We start from the raw sequence: 26,647 nt of genomic DNA, 5'->3' as shown, positions 1-26,647 counted from the left end.
AGTAATAATTTTCGCTTATGCAGCAATTCTATGGGTGCCGCAACCTGCACGCGGCGTAAAAAAGAGGAAATGCAGGCCTTACAGCTTCAGGACACGTTCGCCGCGGCTGACACCAGACACGCCGGTGCGCACCGTTTCGAGAATAGCCGTACGGTCCAGCGCATTGATGAAGGCCGCGATTTTTTCCTGCACGCCCGTCAATTCAATGGTGTAGGTCTTGTCCGTGACATCAATGATGCTGCCCCGGAAAATATCGGCCATGCGCTTCATTTCCTCGCGTTCTTTGCCAACCGCACGCACCTTGATGAGCATCAGCTCGCGTTCGATATGCGGCCCTTCGGACAGGTCCACCACTTTGACCACATCCACAAGACGGTTCAGGTGCTTGGTGATCTGCTCGATGACATCGTCCGACCCCTTGGTGACAATGGTCATCCGGGACAAGGTGTCGTCCTCGGTCGGAGCCACGGTCAGGGTTTCAATGTTGTAGCCACGCGCCGAAAACAGGCCAACCACGCGCGAGAGCGCGCCAGGTTCGTTTTCCAGAAGGATAGAAATGACGTGTTTCATGGTTCTCTCCTTACAGGTCGTCCGGACCCAGCAACATTTCGGTCAAGCCACGCCCCGCTTTCACCATAGGGAAGACATTTTCGGTCTGATCGGTGATGAAATTCAGGAACACCAGGCGGTCTTTGTGCTTGGTAAAGGCTTCGCGGATGGCCGGCACCACATCGGCCGGCTTGTCGATCTCCAGGCCCACATGGCCGTAGCTTTCGACCAGCTTGACGAAATCCGGCAAGGCATCCACATAGGATTCCGAATAGCGCGAACCATAATCGATCTGCTGCCACTGGCGAACCATGCCCAGGTAACGGTTGTTCAGGCATAACACCTTGGGCGTCAAACGATACTGCTTGCAGGTGGACAGCTCCTGGATGTTCATCTGGATGGAGCCTTCGCCGGTAATGACAGCAACGTCCTGACCAGGGTTAGCCATCTGCACGCCCATCGCGTAAGGCAGGCCCACGCCCATCGTGCCCAGGCCACCGGAATTGATCCAGCGACGCGGCTTGTTGAACTTGTAATACTGCGCAGCCCACATCTGGTGCTGGCCCACATCGGAGGTGACAAAGGCGTTACCGCCTGTGACTTCCCACAAGGACTCAACAACAAACTGAGGCTTGATGAGCTCGTCGGACTTAGCATAAGCCAGCGAGTTCTTGCCCCGCCACACATTGATCTGTTTCCACCATTCGTTCAGCGAAGGCGCTGCGCCATTGCTTTCCTGGCGCATCTGCGCAAACAGCTCGTTGAACTCTTGCAGGACTTCCTTGACCCCGCCCACGATAGGCACATCCACCTTGACCCGCTTGGAAATTACGGAGGGATCAATGTCGATATGGATGATCTTGCGTGGAACTTGGCTGAAGTGGCGCGTGTTGCCAATAACGCGATCGTCGAAACGCGCGCCCACTGCGACCAGCACATCGCAATGCTGCATGGTCATATTGGCTTCGTAGGTGCCGTGCATGCCAGGCATGCCGATGTACTGATCGGCTGTGCCGGGATAGGCACCCAGGCCCATCAGGGTGGTGGTACACGGTGCGCCGCTTAACTTGACCAATTCGTCGAGCTCGTCCGAGGCATTGCCCAACACCACACCGCCGCCCACATAGATCAGCGGGCGCTCGGCATTGCCGAGCATCTGCACGGCTTTCTTGATCTGTCCCTGGTGACCCTTGGTAACGGGCGAATAGGAACGCATCTTGGGCTCGGCGCGCTTGGGCGTATATTTGCAGACGGCAGTGGTAATGTCTTTGGGGATATCGATCAGCACCGGGCCAGGACGGCCAGTGGTGGCGATATAGAAAGCCTTACGAATGGTATCGGCAAGTTCACGCACATCGCGCACCAGAAAATTGTGCTTGACGCAGGGGCGCGTGATTCCGATGGCATCACATTCCTGGAAAGCATCTTCACCGATGGCGTGGCTGTTGACCTGACCGCTGATGATCACCATGGGGATGGAGTCCAGGTACGCGGTGGCAATGCCCGTGACGGCATTGGTCACGCCGGGACCGCTGGTCACCAGGGCGACGCCTACTTTCTGGGAAGAGCGGGAATAAGCATCGGCCGCATGCACGGCAGCTTGCTCGTGACGCACGAGAATGTGCTGGAAGCGATCTTGCTTGAAGATTGCGTCGTAGATATACAGGACGGCACCGCCGGGATAACCGAAAACGTGTTCCACGCCTTCGTCCGCGAGCGTGCGCACGACGATATCCGCGCCATTTAATTCAGACATAAATATTCCTTTCAGTCTTGCCCTGATAGATCGAGTGACCAACAACGGTCCGAGCTTGAACCGATTTCAGCAACATGATCTGGCGCTTCATGGCCCACGGGACCACACCACCCAGACACATTACCGTCCGGCCTGCACTCATCGACATACAGTGCGTGCACATAAAACAATATGCGTTAGCTTGAAACGGAAGCCCGGCAACACACGCTTGTGGCGCGGCCAGCAACAAAGTTTACAGACACAAAAAACCGGGCGGATGGCCCGGATGACAGTGCCTCGCAACATTTTGCCCCGGATATAGAGCAAAAATATCTGCTTACTTTACCGCGTCGCACCAAAGCGGGCAACTGGGATTGTTGGTAAAGTGCAATAGATATGCGTCAAAATAGAGACATGCCTAAAACGATATACTGTCTGACCATGACACGCAGGCCGGGGAGCCCATGGCATCGCCGATTCCACAATTAAAACAATTCCTGTATAGCCACTACTTTTTGGGCGGACTGCGCCAGTCCATAGGCGTATTGTTGCCGGTCATTATTCTGGGACGTTTTTTCGGTCATTACGATATCGGCGTGATCGCCTCCATGGGGGCCACCTGCGTGGCCATCATCGACCAACCAGGCGGCCCGCGCCGCTATCGCAACAATGAAATGCTGGGCGGAATCGCCCTGGGTACCCTGACAGTCGCACTGACCGGGCTGGCCTCCAGCGAACCACTGCTGCTGGTGCTATGCGTGCCGCTGCTGTGTTTTCTTTACAGCATGTTCTCGGTCTTTGGCCGACGCGGCGGCCTGATCGGTTTTGCCGCCCTGCTGCTGATGACCTTGACCATGCGTTTCCCCATGCAGCCGCAGGAAGTGCTGGCGCATACGCTCTACTCATTTTTCGGCGGCCTGTCTTACTACTTGTTCAGTACCCTATTTCGCCGCCTGCTCTGGTATCGCGAAGAACGCCAGACTTTAGCGGTCGCGCTGTTTGCCACCGCGCAGTACATGGAAGCCCGGGCGCAGTTCTATGACCCTGGTTCGGACCTGGATGACTGCTACCGGCGCTTGATCAATTTGCAGTCGGACATGACCGACAAGCACCAGGCCGCCCGCGACATGGTGCTGCGCGAATTACCGCGTGGTCACGGGCGGGGGGATTACCATCGCCGTGCATTGCTGACCATTTTCCTGAATATGGTCAGCATTCTGGATTCCCTGGTCGCAACCTACACGGATTACACCGTGCTGCGCCGCCAGGTGGCGGACAGCGATTTCATGGTGTTTGCCCGCGACGGCCTGCACAAGCTGTCGCTGGATATAGGCCGCATCGCCATGAACGTCTCGCGCAGCAGCAGCACGCGCCGGCGCGCCAGCGTCAAAGCCGAAATCCGCGCCATGGAGTACGAGCTGGAGCACTACCGCCGCCAGGGCATGCCCGAAAAAGACCCGGAAACCTATGCCTTGCTTGTGCAGGTATTGCGACGCCTGCGCAATCTAAACCGCATTGTGGACCACATGGCCGGTCAGACTCACCGGGCCAGCCAGAATCTGCCCGTGGACCAGTACCTGAACAAGTCCCTGAGCCGATTTCTGTCGCGCGAAGATGTACGCCTGGGCATGCTGACCAGCAACCTGAAACTGAAGTCCTCTCATTTCCGCTACGCCGCGCGCGTCAGCATTGCCTCCATGATCGCCCTGGGCGTGGGCTCGTTGAGCAGCCACTTTGAAGCCCAACTGGGCCTGGTCAGCGCGCTGACAGCACACAGCTACTGGATCATTCTGACCATCCTGGTGATTATGAAGCCGGGCTTTGCCACTACGCGCCAACGAAACGGCTGGCGTCTATTTGGCACCGTACTGGGCTGCGCAGCCGCGTTCGTGCTCTTTAAACTGACCGACAACCGGGAAATCTATCTGGCGGCCATGTTGCTGGCCTATTTGCTGGGCAACAGTCTGGTGCAACTGAACTTCATGCTCTCGGCTCTGTTCAACACGATTTTTGTGATCCTGTCTTTTCAGTTCCTGTCCACAGGCGGCTCCTTCATCATCGGCGAACGTCTGGTCGATACACTGATCGGCTGCGCCATCGCCATGGCTGCCAGTTATCTGCTGCCCAGTTGGGAAGCCAATGCCATGACCAGCCTGGCCCGCGCCGCCCTGGCTGCCAACCAGGAGTTCTGGCGCACCGGGCTGGAGTTTGCCCGCTTGAGCCGCCTGCACAATCAAGGCGTCAAAGAACGTCAGGACAGCGCCCCGGCACAGACCGATGCGCAACGTGATCAGCTGGATCTGGAATTGATGGAGGCTGACACTGCCTGGCAGGTGGCCAACAAGAACGTGCATATTGCCTTCAGCAACTTCGCCTCGGCGTTCTATCGCATGATGGATGAGCCTGTCAGCCGTCAGCGCAATGTGTCCTTGCTGAACAATTTACTGATCCAAAACCATGTGCTGGCCTCGCAGATCAGTGCCGCCGTACCTTTATTGGCCAATCTGACCGAAGTGCCGCCAGGCATTGCCCAATCGCTACAGGCCATTGGCGCACTGATCCAGGATCAGGATGCCGAACCGCCGGCCTCGATAGAAACCGAGGGCGACCTGGCCATGCTGGCCTACCCGATCCGCCAGATGAGCAAGGCGGCCCAATTGATCCGCCAGGACATGCGCGGCCTGGAATACGAGGCCGGCCCTCAGTTGCCGACCGAACACAAATCGGCGGCTGGACAAAGCACCGCCTAAGCCTGCTCGGCACGACGAAAGACCAGCTTGTCGGCGCTGGACAGCTCTGGCTCAAACGCATAACCCTCGCTATCGAACGCCTTGAGCTGCTCGACATTCTGGATACGGTGGTCGATGACGTAACGCGCCATCAGCCCCCGCGCCTTCTTGGCATAGAAACTGATGACTTTCCAGGCACCGTTTTTCTCGTCCTGAAAGACACACTGCACAACACGGGCGCGCAACACTTTCTGGTCTACGACTTTGAAATACTCTTCAGAGGCCAGGTTCAGCACCACCGGCGCTGCTTCGCCCTCTTGACGTTCGTTCAGGTAGTCGGCAATACGGCTGCCCCAATAGGCATAGAGCGTTTTGCCTGCCGGGTTATCCAGACGTGTGCCCATTTCCAGGCGATACGGACGCATCAGGTCCAACGGCCGCAAAACCCCATACAAACCACTGAGCAAAATCAGATGATCCTGCGTCCAGGCCAAATCCTTGTCGGAAAGATCCTGGGCGGCCATGCCTTCGTATACATCGCCGTTGAACGCCAGCACGGCCTGACGCGCATTAGACCGATCAAACACCGGCTCCCACTCCTGATAGCGCTGCACATTCAGACGTGCCAGATCGGGGCTAAGCTTCATCAGTCCGGCAATCTCGTCCTCGGAGCGCGTGCGCAAAATATCAATCAAAGCCGCCGCCTGTTGCACAAACAGCGGCTGGGAGCTGAGCTCGGTGCGAACGGGAGAATCGTAATCCAGCTTCTTGGCTGGCGAGAGCAGCAACAACATGCGCATCATCCTTCTTTGAAAAACGGACGGCGGGCTGATGCCCGCCGTCTATAAATACAACGGTACTGCTACGATCAGCGCGCCGTCCAGCCACCATCCAGGCTCAGTGTGGTGCCGGTCATTTGCGCCGCCGCATCGGACGCTATAAAAACTGCTGCACCACCCAGTTGTTCAGGGGTGACAAACTGCAAGGAAGGCTGTTTTTCGGCCAACAATTCACGGGCTGCCGCTTCGATATCGATGCCCTTTTGCTGGCTGATGGCTTCGATCTGTTTTTCCACCAAAGGCGTACGCACCCAACCCGGACAAATGGCGTTGCAGGTAATGCCTTTCCCGGCGTTTTCAAGGGCCGTCACTTTAGTCAGCCCAACCACACCGTGCTTGGCCGCTACGTACGCCGATTTATTCACTGACGCCACCAGGCCATGCGCCGAGGCGATATTGATGATGCGCCCCCAGCCCTGCTGCTGCATGATGGGCAAGGCCGCTGCCGTGCCATGAAATACCGCCGACAGGTTCAAGGCAATGATGGCATTCCATTTGTCCACCGGGAACGCTTCGATGGGAGCCGTATGCTGAATGCCGGCATTATTGACCAGAATATCCAGACCGCCCAGCAACTCGGCTGCCTTGGCTACAAAATCGCGCGTAGCCTGGGCATCGCTCAGGTCTGCATTCAAGTAATGCACCTTGACGCCGAAGGTCGACTCCAGACCGCTACGTTCGCGTTCGATGGCATCCGCATCGCCAAAGCCGTTGATGACCACATCGGCCCCGGCCCTGGCCAGCTCGGCCGCGATGGCCAGACCGATGCCACTGGTCGACCCCGTAACTACTGCTCGTTTTCCTTTCAGCATGTGCACCTCGTGAGTATTGACGACAGGAAATTCAAGCTCTGAGTGTACTCGGGCTGAGGTTCTGTTGCGAGTGCTCTGTTATCACCCCAAGTCATCCAGCGCGCCTGCATCGATGTGGCTGGCCAGCCCCCAGCGCTGCAACACCCACTCGCCCCCTTGCTCTAAAGGGCTCACGCTGAAATGGTTGATGCTTGTGTTCAAAATAGTCTGCGTGCGAGGCGCGAACAGATCCACGCGCAACAAGCGACGCCACACCATATCGATGACCCCGCCATGCGTAAATACAGCCAATTTCTGACCTGGGTAGCGCTGCGCAAGCGCTTGCACGGCGCTGAGCACACGCTGCTGAAACACCAGAATGCTTTCCCCGCCTTGCGGACTGTCTTCGACACTCTGGCTGGGTTGATCCGGCACACGACCGCCGAAGCTATCCCAACTGCGTCCCTCCAGGACGCCGAAGCCACGTTCCCTGAAACCGCCATCCAGCACCACGGGCAGACCGGTATGTGCGCAAGCAATGGCCGCCGTTGCCGCCGCCCGTTGCAGGTCGCTGCTGATGACATGATCAAACTGAACACCAAAATGCTCCGATGCCAAAAACCCGGCCAGATCACGCGCCTGCTGCTCACCCACTTCGTTCAGGGCGGTGTCTTGCCATCCCTGCAACCGCCGCGCCGCATTCCAGACCGTTTCACCGTGACGTATCAACCAGATATGGGTTTCTTGTTTCATGAATGCAAAATAGTTGCACCATCCAGGTGCCAGATAGTTTTCAGCATAGAGATCAACGCCACTTTAACAGGCGACTCTATGCTTTCCAAAGGCGTAATAAAGCCCAGCGAGGCGTCGACTTTGACGTTTCCGCCCCAGATCGTGAAGTGCCCTTGCTGGACACCTTTCAGGGCAATTTCCTCGCGCAACAACGCGCAGCCCGAGCCGGCCCGCACCAAGGCATCCATCTGGGCCTGATCGGCCCCTTGCATGATAACCCTGGGCGTCAGCCCCCGTCTCTCGAAGATCTCGCGCAATAATAAATGCGTATGACTGCCCAGTGGTCCGTCCAGCCAGGGCAAGGCCGCCAGGGCAGCCCAACCGCCCAGACTGATGTCCTTAGCCAATTCGTTGGGCAGCACCAAGCGGTAACTGATACTGCGCAAAGGCAGCCAGTTCACGTCCCGCGGTGTATACGCCGAAATGCTGAAGGCAGCCGTCAATCTGTTAGTGCTGACATACTCTTCCAGTTGCATGGCCGGCATGACCTGGGTTTGCAGATCGATCAACGGCAGGCGCGTGGAAATGCTGTTGATCAACTCACCCAGACGCAGAAAATCCAGATGCTCGCTGGGCAGGCCCAGCACAATGGACCCGCTCAGTTCCCCTTGCAACTGCTTGGCCTGGGCTTTCAATTGGCGAGCCTGCAACAGCAATTGTTCGGCTGCCGGCAACAGACACTCGCCCGCCTTGGACAAACTGATGCGACCGGCCGTGCGCTCGAACAGACTGACGCCCAGGCTTTGTTCCAGGGCTTTGATCTGCGTTGTCACGGCCGGTTGGGTCAAGTTCAGGGCCTCGGCCGCCCGGGTAACATTACCCAGACGAGCCACGGTCATGAAAGCCCTGATTTGATTGATTTCCATCAGTATCGTTATACCGGCAACAAGCGCACCTGCGCCGGCTCCACCCCCACAAAGACCGGCGCGCCTGGACGCAAGCGAGAACCGCCGGCAAAGTGCGCCTGATCGGCCACCACGGTTTCCTCGCCGATCCGAATGTCGTAACGAGTGAACTCGCCCAGAAACTCGCTCTGCGCGACCTGGCCCGGTATCCAGATATAACGAGCATCGGTGGTGCGTGACGTATTGCCGCTTTCCAGCTCCACCGTATGGGGACGGAAGCTGACCGAGAAACGCTCACCTTCCTTGTGCTCGTTATCCATCAAGGGCAGAACCATATCACCGATACCGTCGACCTTGAGCGTCATGGTCGAAGCCGAACGCTCCTTCACGCTGCCTTCCAGCATATTCATCGTGCCCACGAAATTGGCCACAAAGCGATTGCAAGGAAAATCGAACAAGGTCGCCGGACTACCCACCTGCTGCACCACTCCTTGATCCATCACAGCCATGCGATCGGCCGTGGTCATGGCCTCCTCTTGGTCGTGCGTCACAAAAATAGTCGTAATTCCCAGGCGACGCTGCAAAGACAACAGATCCTGGCGCATCTGCACACGCAGCTTCTGGTCCAGATTGGACAAAGGCTCGTCCAGCAACAATACCTGCGGTTCGATGACGATGGTGCGCGCCAGCGCGACACGCTGCTGCTGGCCGCCCGAGAGCTGATTGGGTCTGCGTTTGCCAAAATCAGCCAGACCGACCAGATCCAGCGCAGCCGCCACTTTCTGGCGTATCTCCGCCGACGGAAGGCGACGCTCCACCAGGCCGAAGGCCACATTATCCCAGACGCTCATGTGCGGCCATAATGCATAGCTCTGGAACACCATGCCGATATTGCGCTTGTGCGCGGGCATATTGCCGATATCCTTGCCATCGATCAAGAGCTGCCCGGAGTTGTGCTGATTGAAGCCGGCAATCAGACGCAGCAGCGTCGACTTACCCGAACCGGATGGCCCCAGCAAGGCAAAGAACTCACCGGGCTCAATCGTCAGGTTGATGTCTTTCAACACTTCGTTCTTGCCATATGCCAGCCGAATATTGCGGCATTCCACACTTACTTTTTTCATGACTACTCCTGATCTACCTTGCCTGGGCGCTGACGCGCGGAGGCCCGCTCAATAATCACATGGGATACATAGGTGCCGATGGCAACGACGGCCACGGCCAGCACGCCCAGGGCGGCCCCAGGCCCGCGCCCTGACGCACTTTGCATATACAGATAAATGCCATAGCTCATGGGGGCGTCGCTATCGCGCGTCACCAGCATAATGGTGGCCGACAACTCCACGGCCGCCGTAATGAAGCTGGTCACGAAACCGGCCAAAATGCCCCCCCCCATCAACGGCACCACCACGCGTCGAATAGTGCTGAAACGGTTGGCTCCCACCGAGGCGGCGGCCTCCTCCAGCGACAGGCTGATCTGCTGCAAGGCCGCTACACATGATCGCAGGGCATACGGCAATCTGCGCACGGCATAGGCAATCATAATGAGCACCCAGGTCGATGTCAGCGCATCTTCGGTAAAGGGCAAGGTGACATCGCGGAAGGTACGCATCAGTCCGATCGCCAGCACAATGCCGGGCACAGCCAGCGCCGCCGACGCAATCCAGTCCAGACACTGACGTCCAGGGATTTTGGTGCGCAACATGATGTATGCAATCGCCGTACCCAGGATGACGTCCACGCCGGCCGCAATGCCGCAATACAACAAGGTATTGCCTATCATGCCCTGCGATTCCTGGAAAACCGCCGTGTAATGCGCCAGGGTATAACCGTCGGGCAAGGGGGCATAGCTCCATACGGTCGCCAGCGACAGCAGCAACACGCCAAAGTGCGGCGACAAGACCAGCAGCAACACCAGAGCGATCCAGCCATACGCCAGCCAGGCTTGAGTCGGGGTCAGACGACGCTGTTGAATGGATGAGCCGCCTTTCTGGATCGTGGAATAATCCCGCCCCTTCAAGGACGATGCCGACAGCCACAATGCCAGGATCGAGAACGCAATCATCAATACACTGATGACGTAACCCAACGGGTCGTCGATCCCAACCTGCGTAATACGCAGATAGGCCTGGGGAGCCAGCATATTGGTGATACCCAGCACCAAAGGCGTGCCCAGATCATCGAACACTTTGACAAAAACCAGCGACGCTCCGGCGATATAGCCAGGCAGGGCCAAGGGGAAAATAATGCGACGGAACAGCCGCCAGCCTTTGGAGCCCAGGTTGACCGCCGCCTCCTCCATTGCGCCGTCGATATTGCGCAAGGCAACCGTCAGGTTCATCAGAATGAAGGGGAAATAGTGCAGCGCTTCAACAAAAATAATGCCATTCAGGCCATCCATGATGGGCAAGGTAATGCCAAACCAGTCATCCAGAAGCAGATTCAGCGAGCCCGAGCGGCCAAACAGCAGTTGCATGGCCACCGCCCCGACAAAGGGGGGCATGATCAAAGGCAAAATGCCCAAGGTCTGAATGATGAGCGCACCGCGAAACTGAAAACGAATCGTCAGGTAAGCCAATGGAATAGCAATCAACGATGCGAATACCGTGGACATGATGGCCACGTACAGACTGTTCAGAAAAGACTCTTTCAGCAAGGTCTGGTGGAAAAACGCACCAAAGTGCCCTAGCGTAAAGCCTCCGTCTGTATCAACAAACGCCGTATAAAAGACGTTCCCAATGGGAACGACCAGAAACAAGACCAGGAAGGACAACACGACAAGAGCTGCCGCGATCAACCCCGCCGGGTATCGGGAAGAAAAGGATTGGGCCATGAAGTACACCGCTATGATGCGATTGATATCGCGCCAATAAACAGAAAAAATAGTCTCCCCCCATCAGTCTCAATGGGAGGAGACATGCCGCTCTGGCGTATTAGGAAGATTTCGCCTTGTTGGCGAGCTCCACGGCCTTTTCGTAATTCACTTTGGCCTGACTGTTCCAGTCGCCCTGCAGCTTGGACAACTGCTGGCTGACTTGGGTGTCTTTTTTATCACCGGAGAACAGAGCGACAAGCTCTGGGGCCTGGACCTGCTCCACACTTAGCAAAGGTGTCCACGCCAGCTTCTTGGCTTGCGCAAGCAACTCGGCCGCCTCGCCTTGCGGCGAATCGCCCAGCTTGGCCTGAGCATCAAAAATGGCCTTGCTGGCTGCCTGCAATTCCTTGTGCCTGAAGGTGATGGTCTGATCGAACAAGGACTGCACGATGTAGTAGCGCTGCTGGGACAGGTTCACATCAAAGTTGACCGTGCTGCGCTCGACAATCACCTGGGGATTGGGATAGTTCTCGGGCACATTGCTCAACTGGGCATAGGGCAAGACAGGCAAGCGAGAGATCTGTGGAGCCAACAACAGCTCCTGACCTTCTTTGCTCAAGGAAAATTCGATGAATTTCTTGCCTTCCTGGCCGTTGGCGGCACCCGCAATCAGGCCAATGTTGGCCGGCACGATGGAGGTCTCGTTAGGATAGACAAACTCCACGGGGAACTTGGAGTACTTGCTGGACAAGCCAAAGAAATCAATCACCAGGCCGGCCCCGAACTGACCGTTGTTTACGCCATCCGGAACACCAAAAGAGCGGTCCGTCAGCGCCGCGCTATTGCCCGAAATGCGCAGCAATGTCTCCCAGCCTTTATCCCAGCCTTCGCCTTGCAAAATGGTTTCTACTGTCAGATGGGTCGTACCCGAACGCGATGGCGAGGTCAGCCCGACGTTGTTAAACCACTCGGGGCGCATCAAATCTTCCCACGTCTTGGGCTCGGGCAGCTTTTTGGCTTTGAGCAAGCGCGTGTTGTACATAATGCCGTAGCCGGCCAAGGCCTGGCCCAGGAAATAGCCGTTGGGATCATTAATGGGAAAGCGGCCTACCACGGCCGGTACCGCCGGATTGGCAATATCGGCAATCTTGTCGAGCAGATTTTCTTTGACCAGAACCTGGAACGCATCCGGCGCACTGGCCCAGAAAATATCGGGACGCCGCCCTTCCGGCGTTTCCCGCACATAGGCAATGCCGGAAACCGTATTTTTGTTCAGAATTTCGAGCTTAATATCCGGATTCGCTTTCTCGAACGCGCTCTTGTACGCCTGGGTTAATTCCTTGGGGAACGAGGTTACGATGGTGACCGTTCCGGCCAAAGCCGTCCCATTCAGCGCGAACATCAGACCAGCCAATAATAAATTCTTGCGTGTCAACATATTGATGGACTCCTCTTTTTTAGCCTTAGCATTTTTGCTACAGGCACAGTAGGGAGCACCCATCAAAGCGTCCAATAAAAAGATTTAATACATGTCATAAATCAGAAATAATGTTTAATTATCAATGATTTGATTGATGTAGTGAAAAACCCTAGGTGCTTTGTTTAACGGCCATATTTTAAGAATAAAGAGACTGCGCCTTCCGCGTTGTTAGGCCACATCTTTTTGACTGCCGTCATTTTTATTATTTTACGTATTCTAGTCAAAACTGACCGTCCACACACCAGCCGGCAAAACAAAGACGGTCGTACTACAGCAGAGATTTCCCGGGCACAAAAAAGCCCCGGCATAGAGTGGCTTCGGGGCTAATTTGGTGGCGGCAGGGTGTCATTCACATTATCAAATTAACAGTTATTTATCAACACATTATGAATACAACAATTTAACATACCGTCAAAAATACCGTCTATTTAAACAGCTAACACCCGATAAGGGGCCAGCAGGCGTTCGTATGTTCGGTTGGCATGGAATGGCCCGTTAGCCTGCCGCTCTCGGTTGGTGTACAAATCACCTACCTGCAACAAGATAGCCGCCTCTACGGCTGGCGGCATGTCACCGTCGAAGCCATCACGGTTCAAATAATCCAAGGCGGCATCCTTGGCCGCCTCCACCATCGTGAGAATATCGGCGTCCTCGTAATCATCATCCACCCGCAAGTGGGATTTCACCCGCTCCAGTGTCAGGGCCATATCCAACCTCTCATATAAAGAAAATTTCGTCAGGTACTGTCTGTGCCGCCTCGGTGCGGGTCGCCACTCCAAACGCCATTGCCAGCGCCTGGATGCCATCAATACGGCCAGTAGGTCGGCTCTTATCCAGCTTGCGGTTTCCTGCGGGATCTTTCGTGGTCGTAGCGTTGGCCGCGCACCAGGTCAGCACCGGATGATTGCCGTGGGCCACATCGTTATTCAACAAGGCCACTTCCAGCGCATCCAAGGCCGGGGACATGTCCTTGAAACCCTGCCCCCATTCGATCAGCGGTAAATCCAGGCCCATCCGGTCAAGCTCACGGCGCAGCACATCAATCCGCCAGCGGTCAAATGCAATCGCCTGTACCTCCACATCGGATAAGATTTCCCCCATGTCGTTGGCGACTTGCTCGTAGTCGATGGCCGCGCCATCACAGACACGCAGATAGCCTTGCTGCGCCCACGCCATGTACGGCGCACGGTCACGGCGCTCGCGCTCCTGGACGCCCGTTTTGGGTGTCCAGAAATGGGGTTGTACGCACCACATCCCGTCCACCTGCCCAATCAGCACCAGGGCTGTTAAGTCGGTACGGGCAGACAAGTCCAATCCGGCGTACACAGGCCCATCAAAGGACACCGGCATAGCACCATTGGCTTTCCACACGTCAGGGCTAATAAAGGGACTGTCTAAGCTCACTCGCTGATTTAGCAGCAGATTACGAGCGGTATTAGCCATGCTGGGCATACGCGCTGCCTGCTGCATCTGCTCGCGCAAATCATCAAGGCTGCGAAAGCTACCGAGCGCCGGATTGCTGGATTTCCAGCAATCTTCATCCAACAAGTCGCAGTCCTTGGGCGCTTCGTACACCCGGCTGACAATACGTGGGTCATTGCTGGCCTTGGCATCGTCTATCCAGGTGCTCAACAAATCAGCATCGCTAGCAGCTTGTGTCGAGATGGCAATCAACAAGGGGTTTTCGTGCGCCCCTTGGCTGGTCGTGATAGCGTCCACAAAGTCCGATTGCGGCCCACGTACTTGCCCAACTTCGTCCAGGATCGCCAGCACAGGGGAAAGGCCGTGGGCCGTGCGTCCGTCAGCGGCCAGGGCGCGATACTCCACGTTCATCGGTAGGCCAATCAACCGCTTGCCGCTGGGGATGATACGCACCAAGTCCACCAGTTTAGGGGACTGCTGCACCATCTTGGCAGCTAGGTTGAACACCAAAGCGGCTTGATCCCGGCTCATGGCACCGCTGACAATCTGGCTGTTTTGTCGCGCTTCTGGCCCGACCAAGTGTGCCAGTAACATGCCTGCAATCAGGCCCGTCTTACCGTTCTTGCGGGCGATACTCAGGATGGCCCGGCGCGTCCCTGCGGGGTTGTTGTAGGTGTCGCGGATAAAGTCCTTCTGGAAGTCGGCCAAGTGTAGCGGCTGGCCCACCAGCGCCCCTTCCGGCACTCGGCAGTAGGATTCAATGAAGCGGATGATCTTGTCGGCTCGGGTCATCGGACTACGGATAGGCGCGGAATCAGTTCATCATCATCGGCCTGGCGGGCGTCGCGCTCCAGCTTGGCAGAGGCCACGGCATCGGAAGCACGGCCAACGGTGGCCAGGGCGTGAACCTGCAAGACCCGAGTCAGAGAAACGGCTCGCTTGCTCAGCATCTCCAGCATCTGCGCCGCCGGATTCACCTTGCCTTCGATGATGTAGCCTTCGGCATCCACCTGCTGCTGAAGCGTCTCGATGTCGGCCTGGGCGCGGGCCAATTGCGCTGCCGTGATCAAATCCACCTCCGTCCAATTATCGCGGGCCTTGGACATGACGATGCGCTCCCAGAAGGCTTGATCGCCTGGGCGCAGGATCACGCATGCGGGCGGCTCCAGCGGTGGCAAGGCGGCATTCTGGGCGGCCTGTACGGCAGCTTTGGTCGTGTCTGTGCGGGCGCGTTTCTGGGTGGTTTTCATAGTCCGGGATTTGCAGTTAGCATAAAAAAGAGACTGGGAGGGCGGTCAAGCGCGCTCAGCTTCCAGTGATTTCCGTTGCCGTTCCTCGATGTTCCAAGGGTGGTCAGGGTCAAGTGGATACCCGTTTACATCGCACCCCCACACGCCTGCGCTGCCGTTCATCTCCCGGCGCGTCTTGCGGCTATGGCACGAATGGCATAGCCCTTGAAGGTTCTTCAGACTGTTATCACTCGGGTCGCCATTGATGTGGTCAACATCCGTCGCTTCAGTGAAGTGGTCGCGCCGGTAGCACTCTTGGCAGATCGGGTCACGCGCCAGCACACGTTCGCGCAGCTTGCGCCAGGCGCTTCCCGTCAGCGGCAATGTGCGGCGCGGGTCGGCATGGCGTCCGGTGGGGTTGGCTCTACGGCTCATGTCGGTGTCTCCTTGCTGGGGTATGGCTGGGACGGCATGGTTCGGACGTTACCGCCTTCTACCTGCTGATCGTCCAGCCCCTCGATAGGCGGCAGGTTCTCCAGCTCACGGGCCTCGCTCTTGCGCATCCATCCCGCTTGTATGCCACTGGCATAGAACGCGGCGCGGGCCGCGCTGTCCCCACGCAGCAACCCTTCTACACTGTGCTCGGCAAAGTAGACTTGGCGGGCGGTCTCGCTCAGGCACTTGGCATTGATGGCTTGCTCCCACATGGCCAGCCAGCGGCGCAAGGTCAAGGTGACGAACTGTCGGTTCAGCTCCACGCTGTTGCTGTAGTTCGCGCTCTCCATCGCCCCCACAATCACAGGCGGGACACGAAACAAGCGGCAGACCTCATACACGTTGAACTTGCGGGCTTCGATCCATTCGGCGTCCTCCAGGCTCATGCTGATGGGCTTGTAGCTCAGACCCGCTTCTAACACTGCCGTCCGGCCACTGTTGGCAGTACCGCCGTACTGATTGCCCCACGACTCCCGCAAAGCGATTTTCTGCTCTGGCTTGAGCACCTGGGACGTTTCCAGCACACCGGCCAGCTTGGCCCCGTTGCGGAACGTGGCCGTACCATGCTCTTGCTCAGACTGAGCCAGCTCAATCACGCCTCGCGCCACAGAAACAGGACTCAGGCCCAGCACACCATCCGTGCTAATCCGGTGGCGAAGGTGCAAGCACTCGTCTTGCAGCAGCCGTACCATGTTGCCCGAACGCTCGGAATACTCGTAGGCCAGCTTGCCGCTATCCAATCGCAGCACCTGGACATTGGATAGCGGCCACAGCTCGCGCACCTGGCCGTCACGGTCTCGCACGATCCGGGCAAAGGCATTGCCGGTCAGCAGTACCGCCGCCGTCATCGCCTCCCGGAACTCCATCGTGGTTTGCTCAGGGTTCGGCGCATCATGAAGCACCCGATACAAAGGATGATTGCGGGCCTTCTGACGGTCTTTGCCGGTATCTTTGTACAGATGTAGGGGTAAGGTCGCCACCGTCTCGGAAATGGCCTGTACGCAGGCGTAGACGGCTGCAACGCCCTGGGCCGTGTCCGCATTGACTGGGCCAGTACGCAAAGCGGCAAAGTCCTTCCAATAGGAATCACCGCCAGGGGCATGATTGCTGCTGCGGCGCTCGTAGCCCATGCGGGTCAATATCCGGTTCAGCATCGCACGGTCTCCAGCCAAGCGCGGTTCGCATCAAAGGCCAGTCGCGCAGCACAACGCAGGGCCACGCTGGTATCGCCGTAGGCCGGGTCAGCCGTCAGCGTCACCTCGATCAGCTCCACGGCACGCAGCTCACGGCAAGGCTTGCCGTTGCGATGTTCCCAGGCGTCGCCGCCAGGACTCAGACGAAAGCCGAAACTACACCCGGCCACATCACCACGCTTAACCAGCTCCAGTACATCATTGCCCGCCGTGGTGTTAGGCAAGTCCAGCTCGAAAGCCAGCCCCTTGGCGTCACTCCGAAGGCGTAAAGTCTGCGCTCGGGTACTGCCCAGAATCGCCGCTCCTTGGTGGTGGTACAGGGCGCGAATGTTCTGACCGTCGCGCAAGCTCGCATCAAACGCCCCCGGTAGGATCGTCTCCGAAAAATCCCCCAGGTCTGCCGGACTACCGTACACAGCGGCGTATCCGGTCACGGTGCGCCCCTTATGCTCAATGCCTGCCGTGGATCTGACTTCCAACATACGCGCCCCCACCAATTAAGCCAGGTCGTTGGCAACCACGAACGCCTGTTCATGGCGGCAAGCCGTACCAACGGTCGCCATTGCCCGCACCACAACACCGCCACGGCTGTAAGCGGGTTCAGCAAAGGGGTTGACCAGAATATCCAGCTCCGACCAGACGCCCAGCAGGATTTGCGAAAAGTCGCCCAGGATGACGGTTTCACCTGCCACGTCAGACGGGACGCGCTTGGACGTCACCAGGGGGCGATCTGCCATCATGCCGCCTTCGAGCAGGTAGCCAGGCAGGCCCACTGCTTTCAAGGTCGATGCAAACTTGTTTTTGGCCTTGGCCGTGGTCAGCCATGCGCCCCCGTAGATTTCTTCATCTTCCAGCTTCTGAGCAAAAGCCAACACGGCAGGCCAGTCCAGCGTAGCCAGTGAGCCAGACTGGATGCCAGCCATGTTCAGCACGCCCACGGGGTCATTGGCTGTACCCGTACCCGCGATAATGGCGGCGTCAATCTGCTTAGCGATCAGGAACGCCAGGTCATCACGCACCAACTGCTCAATGTCGGGGCTGGACTGTTGCAGCAACTGGCGAGACATTTCCGTCTTGCCGCCTACATGCTTGGGGGACAGGCCCACCGAATCAAAACCCATCTGGCCGTCTGGCACTGCGCCCCCTTCGGCCACCCAGCCGGTTGCCAGGCCGCTGCCATACTTTGGGATCGAAAGGTTGCCAGTCAGGCCCGTCAGCACACGAACGCCAAGCTGACGCGCTACCAGGCGCTCACGCAGGGCCGGAATGTACAGGTCAGGGCGGTGGGTCGTGGGTACCAGTTCTTTGGCACTGGTCGTGTCATTGGCGGCGCGTTGCTCCAGCAGGGCCAGGGGAACGAATGCGCCTTGTGCTTTGCGACCTGTACGGCGCTCGGTTTCTTGGGTGTACTCGGCAGCGGCACCAGTGAGGCTTCGGCCTTCCATCTGGGTACGCAGCACATCCAGCAGGGAGACGCGCTTTTCCAGCGCGGCCAAGTTATCACCGCCCCCATCAACCGGCGCACCCGCTTGGCGGCGCTCCATGTCGTCAATGAACTGTTGGCGGGATTCTTGCTGCTCCAGGTCTTGAATATCCGCCTTGAGCTTGTCGAAGGCGGTTTGCTGGTCAGCCGTCAGAGTCTTGTGGGCTTCCAACAGGCTGCGGGCCTCAGCCACTTTGGTAGCGCGGGCTTCGCGGATTTCATGAAGTTTCATTGCAGGGTTCCTATAGGGTGATCTGTATACACATACAGTAAATATCACCCTGCAAAAACAAGCGCAATGGCCCTAATTATCTGAAAACGTTAATGAATTTTGTTGGACAAAAACTATTTTTGACTGTGGGCGTTAAGCCACATTTAAAGGGGCTTTGAAGGGGCTTGTATGGGGTGGTGTTTTGCCACCCGACGCCGTTGGTCAGGGGTGCAATTCCTACGGGGGTGAAAATGCTGCGGGGGTCGATACCCAAAATCTGGGTGTCGATCCTGTGAGTGACAGTGATTCGCGGGCTATTCCCGTATTTGCCCCTGACCGATGGAGTCGATTCCCCACTTTCGAGGAATCCAATCAAAACAAGGAATTGGCACCTGAATGGCGGAACCTCAGATTGAGGGCCTGCCCCAAAGAGGGGGTCTCGAAGCCGCGCTCACAAACCAATACCGGAACTCCCGGTTTGAAATCCAGCGGCCGCCCCCGTGTAGCCAGTGAGTCTGTCCTTAGAATTGAGGTATAGATGGCTACCTCTATATAGGTGTACGGAAACCGTACTCAGTAATATTTTGTTTCTTTTGTAGGCAGGAAACGCTTAACCAATTGATAATGCTTAACTAACACGAATTTTATTCGGTTTTCCTGAATACGGAAACCGTACTCACAGGTGGCGTACATAGTGAAAACTGAATACGGAAACCGTACTTAAAACGGCCTTTCAAGGTCAAACTGAATACGGATTCCGTACTTAAGAATTATTTTTCACCCAAGAAAAAACCCAGCCGTCCAGGGCTGGGCTTTGCATACCAAAAGGCAGTTTGGGTTACGGCTTGGTCTTCGCGTCTTCGAGCCTCAGAAACCCCATGTAGTCATGTCCACCTGGCTGAATGTCCATGTCATCGCGCCAGTCCAGCTTATGCCAGTTCAGCGCCCAAAATTCACAATCACCCTTGCGGCGGCTCCCTTGCTTGGTCACCGTGATTAACCGTGACTCACGGAGTTCTTTCTTGGCTCGATTTAGAGTATCTGGTGATGTCCACCCTCTATCCTTCATCATGCCCATAGAAGGCGTCAGGCGGCCATTATTGGCGCCTGTGTACTGACGGCACACATCCATCAGCAGCTTTACGCCTGATGGCCCCAGGGACAGGTACGCACGGCTATCCAGTACATTGAATGGCATTGCCACGAACCCGCCCAGGGCCGCTAAAGCGCCTTTACGGTGCTTAGTCCGCGCCATGCCGCTGATCCTCGGCCTCATTCAGATGACGGGCCACGTAGCTTGAGAGCCACTCACTTATACGCTCCTCAGTCAGAGAAAGGGCATTCATCGCAAGGCGGCGTAGTGCGCCTTCTCCGTAGGCGCTCAGCGGCGTAGCTTCATCTGGGTCTGCGCAGTCGCGGGCCATGGATGACTGATCTGCGATGCGCAGCGCCGTAGCAGCATCTCCAGCCACCTGCTGGGCCTGATCGAGCATATCAAGCATGACGTAAAGCTCCGGCCCCAGCTTACGAGAAAGTCGGCTTTTCATCTGGCGGGAAACTACGCCCAAATCCTCTTCGAGATAGCGATTACTCATGGCTACCCCCTGCAATCGGTCGGGTGGAGCTTTTGCTCAACAACTGGGCTTGCTCATATGCCTTTTGGCGACGCAATGCCGCGTAGTTAGGGTGAGCAGCTTCGACCGATTGCGCTGTATTGCTCAGGTCAATTTCAGCCGTATCCGCTATTGCCTGGATTGACTCCAGAGCGTCTGCCACACGCCACCATTGAGCGTAGGCTGAAGGCGTTTCCAGCCAAGCCAAAGTAAGTTTTGCAATGGTGCTGATAGAGCCCAGCGCCCCTTGCCCAATGCTGTCCATATCTTGAACGGCAGCATGTAGCGCATCCACTTTCTTAGACATTGCGCAGCCCTCCCGATACGATTACGCAGCCAATCTCACGGCAGAAAGCATCATCGAATGCCTGACCACGTTCGACGGGCGAAGGCAGGCCATCGCAATGCTCCGCACGGCAGGTATCACGCCATTCGGCCAAGGAGTGAACAGGCCAGCCAGCAAACCATTGGCGCACAGCTCGACGGGCGGCGCGGGCGGCCAAATTAAAATCGTGGGAATGTGTTTGCTCAGAACGAGCGGGAATAGAAGCGTGTGCCATTTGATGGCCTCCTTTGTGAGCGGTAAACCCGCGCCCCACTGCTAAATGGGGCGGGCGGGCACATGGCAGGGTTAGCAGACCGGACACAAAGGAACCCGGCGCATCCGAAGATGCCCCCACCATGGCCCGCCCATAGAAGGCGCGCAATAGCGTACGGACGTGAAAAAACCGCTTAGCAGCGGTTGTCCGCCAGTGTGATTCCGGGCTGCTAAACCCGACGGCTGTTGTTTGAGCCGTGCAAGCATTCTGCCACCTATCTGCGTCGTGCGCAACTGTGTCCTCGTGCTCCTGAAATGCGCTTTCGCAATTCCCGAAACGCGCAAACGCAATTCGGGAAATGCTGTTTCGATAGCCGGGTGGGTTGAGAGCCACTTTCACGCCCCCCCCAGCAGCAGGTAGTAACGCTTCACACGCGCTTCTGTGCCGAACCTGGTGGGGACGGTCTCCCATACCGTGTGGAACTGGTAGCCCAGGCCGCGCAGCGTGGAGATGGTGCTATGAAGGCAATGGTCCCCTAGGCGCTCAGCCTCGAAGCGATTCAAGCTTCGCTCGGCCAAGGTGCGCAGGATCATATTCTGTTTGGTCTCCATGTCCGCCCCCCCTATTGCCCAGCGGAGTTGATGCGGTCGGAGATCCACTTCTGGATGACGCTTTCAGGCCAGCCTACAGCGCGTGGGCCTAATTGGATGCTCTGAGGAAAGGTGCCGTCTGCCATGCCCTTGTAGATGGTGCTGCGGGCAAGGCCGGTTGCGTCAATGACGGCGGGAAGGCGGATGATGCGGGTGGAATTGTTGGGTGCCATGTGAATCTCCTTGAAAGGCGCTGTACATGGCACTCATTCTTTCCGTTTCGTTCTCTTTATCCAAAAAAAACGAGGTGAAATAAAATGAGGGGTTTTTTTCCCCCTCGGTTTCTCTGCTGCCCTATTCGACCGCTCTCTTCCTTAAACCTTCAATCCAAGCCGTTGTTGACTCAGGGTCTTCGATGGTTTTACGCAGCCAATAAGATGTTTTATCACTATCTTCAGCCCCCATGAGCATCATCATTTCTGACATGCAAAGCCAGCCAAAGCTATTCTTTTCTGGTTTGAAATGCTCCAGCAAGCCAGCATCATAAAATCTACGATTTAGGATTAACCCAGCCGTTAAGTACGGATTAGGTCGATCTGCCAGAGGAAGAGTTTTACTTGCCTCGATAGCCGCCAGGCCCAGATCGGGCAAAATCTCACGCAAAAACTTACGAGTATGTAAGGCCATAGCCTGAGCTTTCATCGGGTCTTTTCCCGGCTCGTCATCGTTCTCATGGATAGCAAAGAACTGCACCAGAAGCCAGCCTAAAGCCATGCTATCAGCATCATTCATAAGGTCAGCCAAAGCATTTACATGTTTGCCGATCGACTCTAAACGCTCTTTTCTCTGTCTTTGGTTATCTGGTTCATATTTTTGAGTCGCTGGCGCCGTTCGTGCAATATCTCGTATACCGTCAACAAACGATCTAGCCTCACGCTTAAGCCAATCTAGATCTGCATCCCATTTCTCTTTTCTAAGCTCAATAAATTTTTCTTTAATTCTACCTGCCGTCTCCGGGTGAAACCTTAGATCACCTCGATAACCCGACATAAGATCACCATCCAGGGAGGAAAATATCAGATCCACTCGCTCCGCATCAGCGCGAATTACTGATTGAAAAAAATCACTTTCACTAATCTTTTCTGCCATTATCTTCCCCTATTCCATTGAAGAAATATGATCCGCCCACCACTGCATCATTTTAGCTCGCGGCTCCAGATACAGGGCATGGTTGTAGGCTGCGCTTATTTCGTTTCGTTCCTGGTGTGCTAATTGCAGCTCGATATGCTCATGTGGCCAACCGTGCTCATGCAAAATAGTCGATGCCACTCCCCTGAATCCGTGGCCTGTCATGCGCCCCCGATAGCCCATGCGGTACAAGGCGTACAGGATCGTGTTATTGCTCATGTGTGTGGGTTTGCCGGTATCAGCAGGAAAGACGAACTCCCGGCCATAGGAAATAGCTTGCAGCTTCTCCAGCACGGCCAGCGCCTGATTGCTCAAGGGGACAATATGGGGTGTCCGCATCTTCATGCGCTCGGCTGGGATCACCCAACGGGCGGCGTCTGGATCGAACTCTGACCACTGCGCCCCAATCAGCTCAGACGTTCGCACGAACGTCAAAGCCATCAGCCAAAGTGCCTGGCGGGTGTGCTCGTTGCCTATATAGGCGTCAATGTCACGCAGCAACTGCGGTAAGTCCTTGGCATCTACGCGGGAATAATTGCGCTTCTTCCTGGCCGGCAGAATATCTGACGGCTGAACGTCGGCAACCGGATTGCGCTCCACCAGGTCATGAACCACGGCAAATCGCATAATCTGATTGCACTTCTGCAACTGACGCTTGGCAATGTCGATAGCTCCACGCTTTTCGATGGCCTTCACACAATCACGCACATGGGCCGCCGTGATTTCAGACAACGGTATCGCCCCCAAGGTAGGTAATACGTCCACCTCGAGCCGTCGCCATACGTCCTTATCGTGCTTTTCGGTTTTGCCAGTGCGCCAATGCTTACGCCATTGCTCAGCGGCATGTTGAAAAGTGTTTTGATCTGTTGCGCGCTCATCCCGTCGTGTCGCCATAGGATCAATGCCAGAGTTGATCTGGCGCTTGGTGTCGATATGTAGCTCTCTGGCTGCCGCCAGCGTGACAACAGGGTAGACGCCATACGAAACCGTTTTACGCTTACCGTCAAAACGGTAGTCATAGCGCCAGTATTTGCCCGCCGAATTTATCAGCAGGTACAGGCCTGTGCCATCGGTCAGCTTGTAGGGCTTATCCCCTGGCTTGGCCTGCCTGACAGCCGTGTCTTTCAGCTTCATGACGGTATCTCGATTGACGGTAGTTACACATACCGTCATTGATACCGTCCAAATACCGTCGCTGTCAACGAACCTTGATGGACATTACGGGCAACAAAAAACCCGCCATGCTTTTAAACATGCGGGTTCTGTAGACTTCTTTGTACTGCTTTGAACTAAATAATGGCGGACAGGGTGGGATTCGAACCCACGGTACGCTTGCACGTACGCCTGATTTCGAGTCTTGCCGCATATAAACCAAAGCAAACAAAACCCTTATTTATCAATACCCTCCGTCGCTATCCGATTTTTCTTTGATATGAATTACCTTGGTCTTGTGCCTCTTATGGTCACAAAAAAGTCACACCACGATATATATAGCCCGCAATAGTACGGGCTTTTTTGTGCCTGGAGCTTATCTTAGGTTGGCATTCAGAACCATCTTCGCCCAGTCTTGGAGTCCATTCACTCGGTCTGCCCAAACACGGTACTGTTCTGAGGAAACTGTCATGGCAGGCACAATCTGGGGGCATAATGCCTGTCATGGTCTACTTACGGATGCGGACTTTTGTCCGAAAAAGCCACCTCGTAGGTGGCTTGTCCGGGATTCTGCGTAAGTTAAGGCTGATCACCCATAGGCTCGAGCGGTATTAAATTCTGCCTAGCCGAATCGGGAAGAGTTAATTCGTCTAACGCACGGGCTCTCAGTCCTATAGAGATGGCCTCAGCACGAACCTCTTTGTCTTCGGAGATTATTTCTTTGGCCGAGTGGTTTTTTGCAATAGCAATAACCTGCCGGTCAATTTTAATTTTCTGCCAAGCGTCTAAGCGACCGGCCCTCTTGCTGCCGTTCGATATCGCGTTCCTATCGATGAGAGCGCACTCATATGCAGCGCGTTTGTCAAACGGGGCAAGCACAACGCTGCTCTTTCTTTCTAGCGCAGCAAACCAAGCCTCTGTTGCGTCACCAAGATGCACTAAATACTCGGCCAAACAAGGAACGGGGATAATGATCTTCCCGCGAGCATCCGACACCGTTTTAAGCAGCTCGTCGAGACGGGCTACATTATCTGGGTTATTTCGAGACGACCAAGCAACCAAGCAGTTCGCATCAAGGGCTACTATCATCCAAGCCTCTTATTTTTTTCCATAGTTCATTGGCGTCCTTGACGTCACTCCAGCCGTTACCTGGAATGGTTGCAAGCTCGCGAAAAACATCATGAACGCTATCAGAATCCAAATCCTCAATACGATCGGCATAAATCCTATTGGGCTCCCATACCCCTTCTTTTGTGCGTTTCCAAGTCCCATGAACATAAACACGAACAGGCCCCAGCCGAAACCGAGTCGCAAGCTCTCTCGCTAATGCCATGTCACGGACAGTAACGGTCTCTACCTTCCCACCGTAAACTTGCAATCTTACATGCGCTGTGTCATCGGCCCCAGCAATACCAACAACTGTTCCGTCAATCTCACCGTTGTCGTGGATGATTATTTCACGTACATCATCGTTCGCAGCCTTCCTGGAATCAAAGCTAAGGATGACGCTTTTTTGACTATCAATAATGTCGCCTCTTGCTCCATCCTTTCGCATGAGGTTTTCGATCTTCTGGTAGGCAGAATGACCCGGGGCCTCGTCATTAACCGCTGACAACAATCGCTGTCGAGTTAATCCCATATGCTCATTGCAATCGCGGGCGCGCATAACTACGCTGCCCTGAACAATTCCAGCGAACTTTGGCGATGCCCCTTCTCCCATCAGGGCCGCAAACTCTTTCATGTATTCCGCGAGACGAGACATATCCAGGGTTTTCAAAGAAACCCCTTTGATATGCAAAGCGAAATCCCAGTTTTGTCGGGCGGCCATGGTCAGTGCTTAATAATATTTAGAAAACGCAGTAAGTGCAGTGTATGCGACTTCTACAATTTTGGGGATGGCTGTTGTATGTACTCTCCCACCGCCCTCCCCAGATCCGGGGCACGCAGCCTGCGCCCATCTGGCGAAGCAAAGTACTCCTGCTTGAACTCCTTCCGGGTAGGGCGCTCCATGCGGCACAGTCGCTCCCAAGTCTCAGCCTCCGTTTCCACATAGCGCACCACCCTGATCGGCGTGGCGTCGATCTCGGCGTCTGAGCGCCATTGAAAAGGACGCTGGGCAGCAGCGCAGTAGCTACCGCCCCTCGGTGCTGCGCATCCGGCGAGCGCGAGCACGGTCACGCACAGCATCATCATCCAAGCGCTCAATCGTTTCAGCTGCATCACGTCCTACCTCCACGGCGGCCATGTCCGCCTTTTCCTGTTTTTGTTCCGCCTCGCGGCGCCCTTCCTGCTGCCCTGTCCGCTTGGCCGTGAGCCAGCCAGCGACGAGAGCCAGCAAACCCAACACGTAGGGCCAGGCCTGGCCAATAATGAGTTCGATCATTGAATAGCCGCTCCAGTCTTGATTGCCTCTGCTCCTGTTGCCCCAAGGAAACGCGCACGGTCTGCAGCGCGCCGACGGCGCAGGCCCAGCAGGACTTTGCCACCTGACTTGTTCCAGCGCGGGAACTGTTCCGCAGCCCCGGCTTGATCACCGGCATTGAACAGGCGCAACAAAGTAGAGCCTTGAAATGCCGAGACGCCGATGTTGTATGCAAGGTCCATCATGGCATCGAGCTGCGCCTGATTTGCTGGACGAGTCAGCACGTTCAGAACACCAGGCACGAACTCGCGGGCCAGTCGGCGCTTCAGACGTTCGTCGGCCTCCGCCTGAGTGATACGTAGGCCTTCCACGACATCTGGCCCCGTGTCACCCCAGCCGATGGTCCATACTTTGCCGTCAGCATCCCAGTAGGCATCCAAGCGGCAACTCTCGAAATACTGCAGGATGGCCAGGCCGTCAGGTGACATGCCCGTAGGCGAAGCCTTCTCTGGCTCTGGTGTAGCCTGCTCCGGTTTCTGCGGACGAAAAAAAAGGGCCAGAAGGCCCGAAAACAAATCAATCAGTTTTTGCATGT

At 56.2% G+C, this 26,647-nt stretch carries 29 protein-coding genes; 1 reads left to right on the top strand and 28 read right to left on the bottom strand.

Annotated features, from left to right (window positions below; translation table 11 throughout):
* Nucleotides 1-78: 78 nt before the first annotated feature.
* Entirely contained in the window at nt 79-570 is a 492-nt protein-coding gene (gene ilvN, locus AADW57_RS05725) for an acetolactate synthase small subunit (RefSeq protein ID WP_341669092.1), read from the bottom strand.
* 10 nt (nt 571-580) lie between these two features.
* The gene (gene ilvB, locus AADW57_RS05720) at nt 581-2,305 is read right to left on the bottom strand and encodes a biosynthetic-type acetolactate synthase large subunit (RefSeq protein ID WP_341669091.1); all 1,725 of its coding nucleotides are present in this window, start codon (nt 2,303-2,305) and stop codon (nt 581-583) included.
* Nucleotides 2,306-2,748: 443 nt separating this feature from the next.
* Here ilvB and AADW57_RS05715 point away from each other — a divergent pair, with 443 nt between their 5' ends.
* Nucleotides 2,749-5,034 carry an FUSC family protein gene (locus tag AADW57_RS05715; protein WP_341669090.1) on the top strand — a complete coding sequence of 762 codons (2,286 nt, stop codon included), beginning with the start codon at nt 2,749-2,751 and terminating at the stop codon, nt 5,032-5,034.
* Here the strand turns inward: AADW57_RS05715 and yaaA are convergent.
* From yaaA to AADW57_RS05585, 26 genes are all read right to left on the bottom strand, one after another.
* Entirely contained in the window at nt 5,031-5,807 is a 777-nt protein-coding gene (gene yaaA, locus AADW57_RS05710) for a peroxide stress protein YaaA (RefSeq protein ID WP_341669089.1), read from the bottom strand. The two genes, AADW57_RS05715 and yaaA, sit on opposite strands and share 4 nt — an antisense overlap.
* Nucleotides 5,808-5,881: 74 nt before the next feature.
* The gene (locus AADW57_RS05705) at nt 5,882-6,664 is read right to left on the bottom strand and encodes a 3-hydroxybutyrate dehydrogenase (protein WP_341669088.1); all 783 of its coding nucleotides are present in this window, start codon (nt 6,662-6,664) and stop codon (nt 5,882-5,884) included.
* Between the two features lie 81 nt (nt 6,665-6,745).
* Nucleotides 6,746-7,396, bottom strand: coding sequence for a histidine phosphatase family protein (locus AADW57_RS05700; RefSeq protein ID WP_341669087.1), 651 nt, complete (start codon nt 7,394-7,396; stop codon nt 6,746-6,748).
* Nucleotides 7,393-8,301: a LysR family transcriptional regulator gene (locus tag AADW57_RS05695; RefSeq protein ID WP_341669086.1), complete on the bottom strand. Its 909-nt coding sequence runs from the start codon at nt 8,299-8,301 to the stop codon at nt 7,393-7,395. The genes AADW57_RS05700 and AADW57_RS05695 overlap by 4 nt, the downstream gene beginning before the upstream one ends.
* Nucleotides 8,302-8,309: 8 nt before the next feature.
* Nucleotides 8,310-9,404 (bottom strand): ABC transporter ATP-binding protein, encoded by a 1,095-nt coding sequence (locus AADW57_RS05690; protein WP_341669085.1) that lies wholly within the window; start codon nt 9,402-9,404, stop codon nt 8,310-8,312.
* Between the two features lie 2 nt (nt 9,405-9,406).
* On the bottom strand, nt 9,407-11,113 hold the full coding sequence (locus AADW57_RS05685) for an ABC transporter permease (protein ID WP_341669084.1): 1,707 nt from the start codon (nt 11,111-11,113) through the stop codon (nt 9,407-9,409).
* Nucleotides 11,114-11,213: 100 nt separating this feature from the next.
* Nucleotides 11,214-12,533 carry an ABC transporter substrate-binding protein gene (locus tag AADW57_RS05680; protein WP_341669083.1) on the bottom strand — a complete coding sequence of 440 codons (1,320 nt, stop codon included), beginning with the start codon at nt 12,531-12,533 and terminating at the stop codon, nt 11,214-11,216.
* 470 nt (nt 12,534-13,003) lie between these two features.
* Nucleotides 13,004-13,282 (bottom strand): head-tail connector protein, encoded by a 279-nt coding sequence (locus tag AADW57_RS05675; protein WP_341669082.1) that lies wholly within the window; start codon nt 13,280-13,282, stop codon nt 13,004-13,006.
* Between the two features lie 10 nt (nt 13,283-13,292).
* Nucleotides 13,293-14,789 carry a terminase large subunit gene (locus AADW57_RS05670; RefSeq protein WP_341669081.1) on the bottom strand — a complete coding sequence of 499 codons (1,497 nt, stop codon included), beginning with the start codon at nt 14,787-14,789 and terminating at the stop codon, nt 13,293-13,295.
* Nucleotides 14,786-15,247, bottom strand: a complete 462-nt coding sequence (locus AADW57_RS05665; protein ID WP_341669080.1) for a TerS protein — start codon at nt 15,245-15,247, stop codon at nt 14,786-14,788. The genes AADW57_RS05670 and AADW57_RS05665 overlap by 4 nt, the downstream gene beginning before the upstream one ends.
* 45 nt (nt 15,248-15,292) lie before the next feature.
* Nucleotides 15,293-15,661 carry an HNH endonuclease gene (locus tag AADW57_RS05660; RefSeq protein ID WP_341669079.1) on the bottom strand — a complete coding sequence of 123 codons (369 nt, stop codon included), beginning with the start codon at nt 15,659-15,661 and terminating at the stop codon, nt 15,293-15,295.
* Complete coding sequence (locus tag AADW57_RS05655) at nt 15,658-16,875, bottom strand: phage portal protein (protein ID WP_341669078.1); 1,218 nt, start codon at nt 16,873-16,875, stop codon at nt 15,658-15,660. Before AADW57_RS05655 ends, AADW57_RS05660 begins: the two co-directional genes overlap by 4 nt.
* Nucleotides 16,869-17,396: an HK97 family phage prohead protease gene (locus AADW57_RS05650; protein ID WP_341669077.1), complete on the bottom strand. Its 528-nt coding sequence runs from the start codon at nt 17,394-17,396 to the stop codon at nt 16,869-16,871. Before AADW57_RS05650 ends, AADW57_RS05655 begins: the two co-directional genes overlap by 7 nt.
* A gap of 15 nt (nt 17,397-17,411) precedes the next feature.
* The gene (locus AADW57_RS05645; protein WP_341669076.1) at nt 17,412-18,629 is read right to left on the bottom strand and encodes a phage major capsid protein; all 1,218 of its coding nucleotides are present in this window, start codon (nt 18,627-18,629) and stop codon (nt 17,412-17,414) included.
* A gap of 817 nt (nt 18,630-19,446) precedes the next feature.
* On the bottom strand, nt 19,447-19,863 hold the full coding sequence (locus AADW57_RS05640) for a hypothetical protein (RefSeq protein ID WP_341669075.1): 417 nt from the start codon (nt 19,861-19,863) through the stop codon (nt 19,447-19,449).
* A complete protein-coding gene (locus AADW57_RS05635) occupies nt 19,850-20,203 on the bottom strand; it encodes a hypothetical protein (protein ID WP_341669074.1) in 354 nt (117 codons plus the stop codon). The genes AADW57_RS05640 and AADW57_RS05635 overlap by 14 nt, the downstream gene beginning before the upstream one ends.
* Nucleotides 20,196-20,528, bottom strand: a complete 333-nt coding sequence (locus AADW57_RS05630; protein ID WP_341669073.1) for a hypothetical protein — start codon at nt 20,526-20,528, stop codon at nt 20,196-20,198. Before AADW57_RS05630 ends, AADW57_RS05635 begins: the two co-directional genes overlap by 8 nt.
* The gene (locus AADW57_RS05625) at nt 20,521-20,781 is read right to left on the bottom strand and encodes a hypothetical protein (protein ID WP_341669072.1); all 261 of its coding nucleotides are present in this window, start codon (nt 20,779-20,781) and stop codon (nt 20,521-20,523) included. The genes AADW57_RS05630 and AADW57_RS05625 overlap by 8 nt, the downstream gene beginning before the upstream one ends.
* 374 nt (nt 20,782-21,155) lie before the next feature.
* The gene (locus AADW57_RS05620) at nt 21,156-21,371 is read right to left on the bottom strand and encodes a helix-turn-helix domain-containing protein (RefSeq protein WP_341669071.1); all 216 of its coding nucleotides are present in this window, start codon (nt 21,369-21,371) and stop codon (nt 21,156-21,158) included.
* A gap of 11 nt (nt 21,372-21,382) precedes the next feature.
* Entirely contained in the window at nt 21,383-21,583 is a 201-nt protein-coding gene (locus tag AADW57_RS05615) for a helix-turn-helix transcriptional regulator (protein WP_341669070.1), read from the bottom strand.
* A 121-nt stretch (nt 21,584-21,704) separates the two neighbouring features.
* Complete coding sequence (locus AADW57_RS05610) at nt 21,705-22,499, bottom strand: hypothetical protein (RefSeq protein WP_341669069.1); 795 nt, start codon at nt 22,497-22,499, stop codon at nt 21,705-21,707.
* Nucleotides 22,500-22,508: 9 nt separating this feature from the next.
* Nucleotides 22,509-23,672 carry a tyrosine-type recombinase/integrase gene (locus tag AADW57_RS05605; protein WP_341669068.1) on the bottom strand — a complete coding sequence of 388 codons (1,164 nt, stop codon included), beginning with the start codon at nt 23,670-23,672 and terminating at the stop codon, nt 22,509-22,511.
* Between the two features lie 597 nt (nt 23,673-24,269).
* Nucleotides 24,270-24,779, bottom strand: coding sequence for a PIN domain-containing protein (locus tag AADW57_RS05600; RefSeq protein WP_341669067.1), 510 nt, complete (start codon nt 24,777-24,779; stop codon nt 24,270-24,272).
* Nucleotides 24,763-25,518: a hypothetical protein gene (locus AADW57_RS05595; protein ID WP_341669066.1), complete on the bottom strand. Its 756-nt coding sequence runs from the start codon at nt 25,516-25,518 to the stop codon at nt 24,763-24,765. The genes AADW57_RS05600 and AADW57_RS05595 overlap by 17 nt, the downstream gene beginning before the upstream one ends.
* 303 nt (nt 25,519-25,821) lie before the next feature.
* Complete coding sequence (locus tag AADW57_RS05590; protein WP_341669065.1) at nt 25,822-26,073, bottom strand: hypothetical protein; 252 nt, start codon at nt 26,071-26,073, stop codon at nt 25,822-25,824.
* Entirely contained in the window at nt 26,070-26,645 is a 576-nt protein-coding gene (locus tag AADW57_RS05585; RefSeq protein WP_341669064.1) for a lysozyme, read from the bottom strand. Before AADW57_RS05585 ends, AADW57_RS05590 begins: the two co-directional genes overlap by 4 nt.
* Nucleotides 26,646-26,647: the final 2 nt, after the last annotated feature.

Origin of the sequence: Alcaligenes sp. SDU_A2, assembly GCF_038237375.1 — a bacterium.
Classification (GTDB): Bacteria; Pseudomonadota; Gammaproteobacteria; order Burkholderiales; family Burkholderiaceae_B; genus Alcaligenes.
This window is presented reverse-complemented; position numbering and strand designations above follow the sequence as displayed.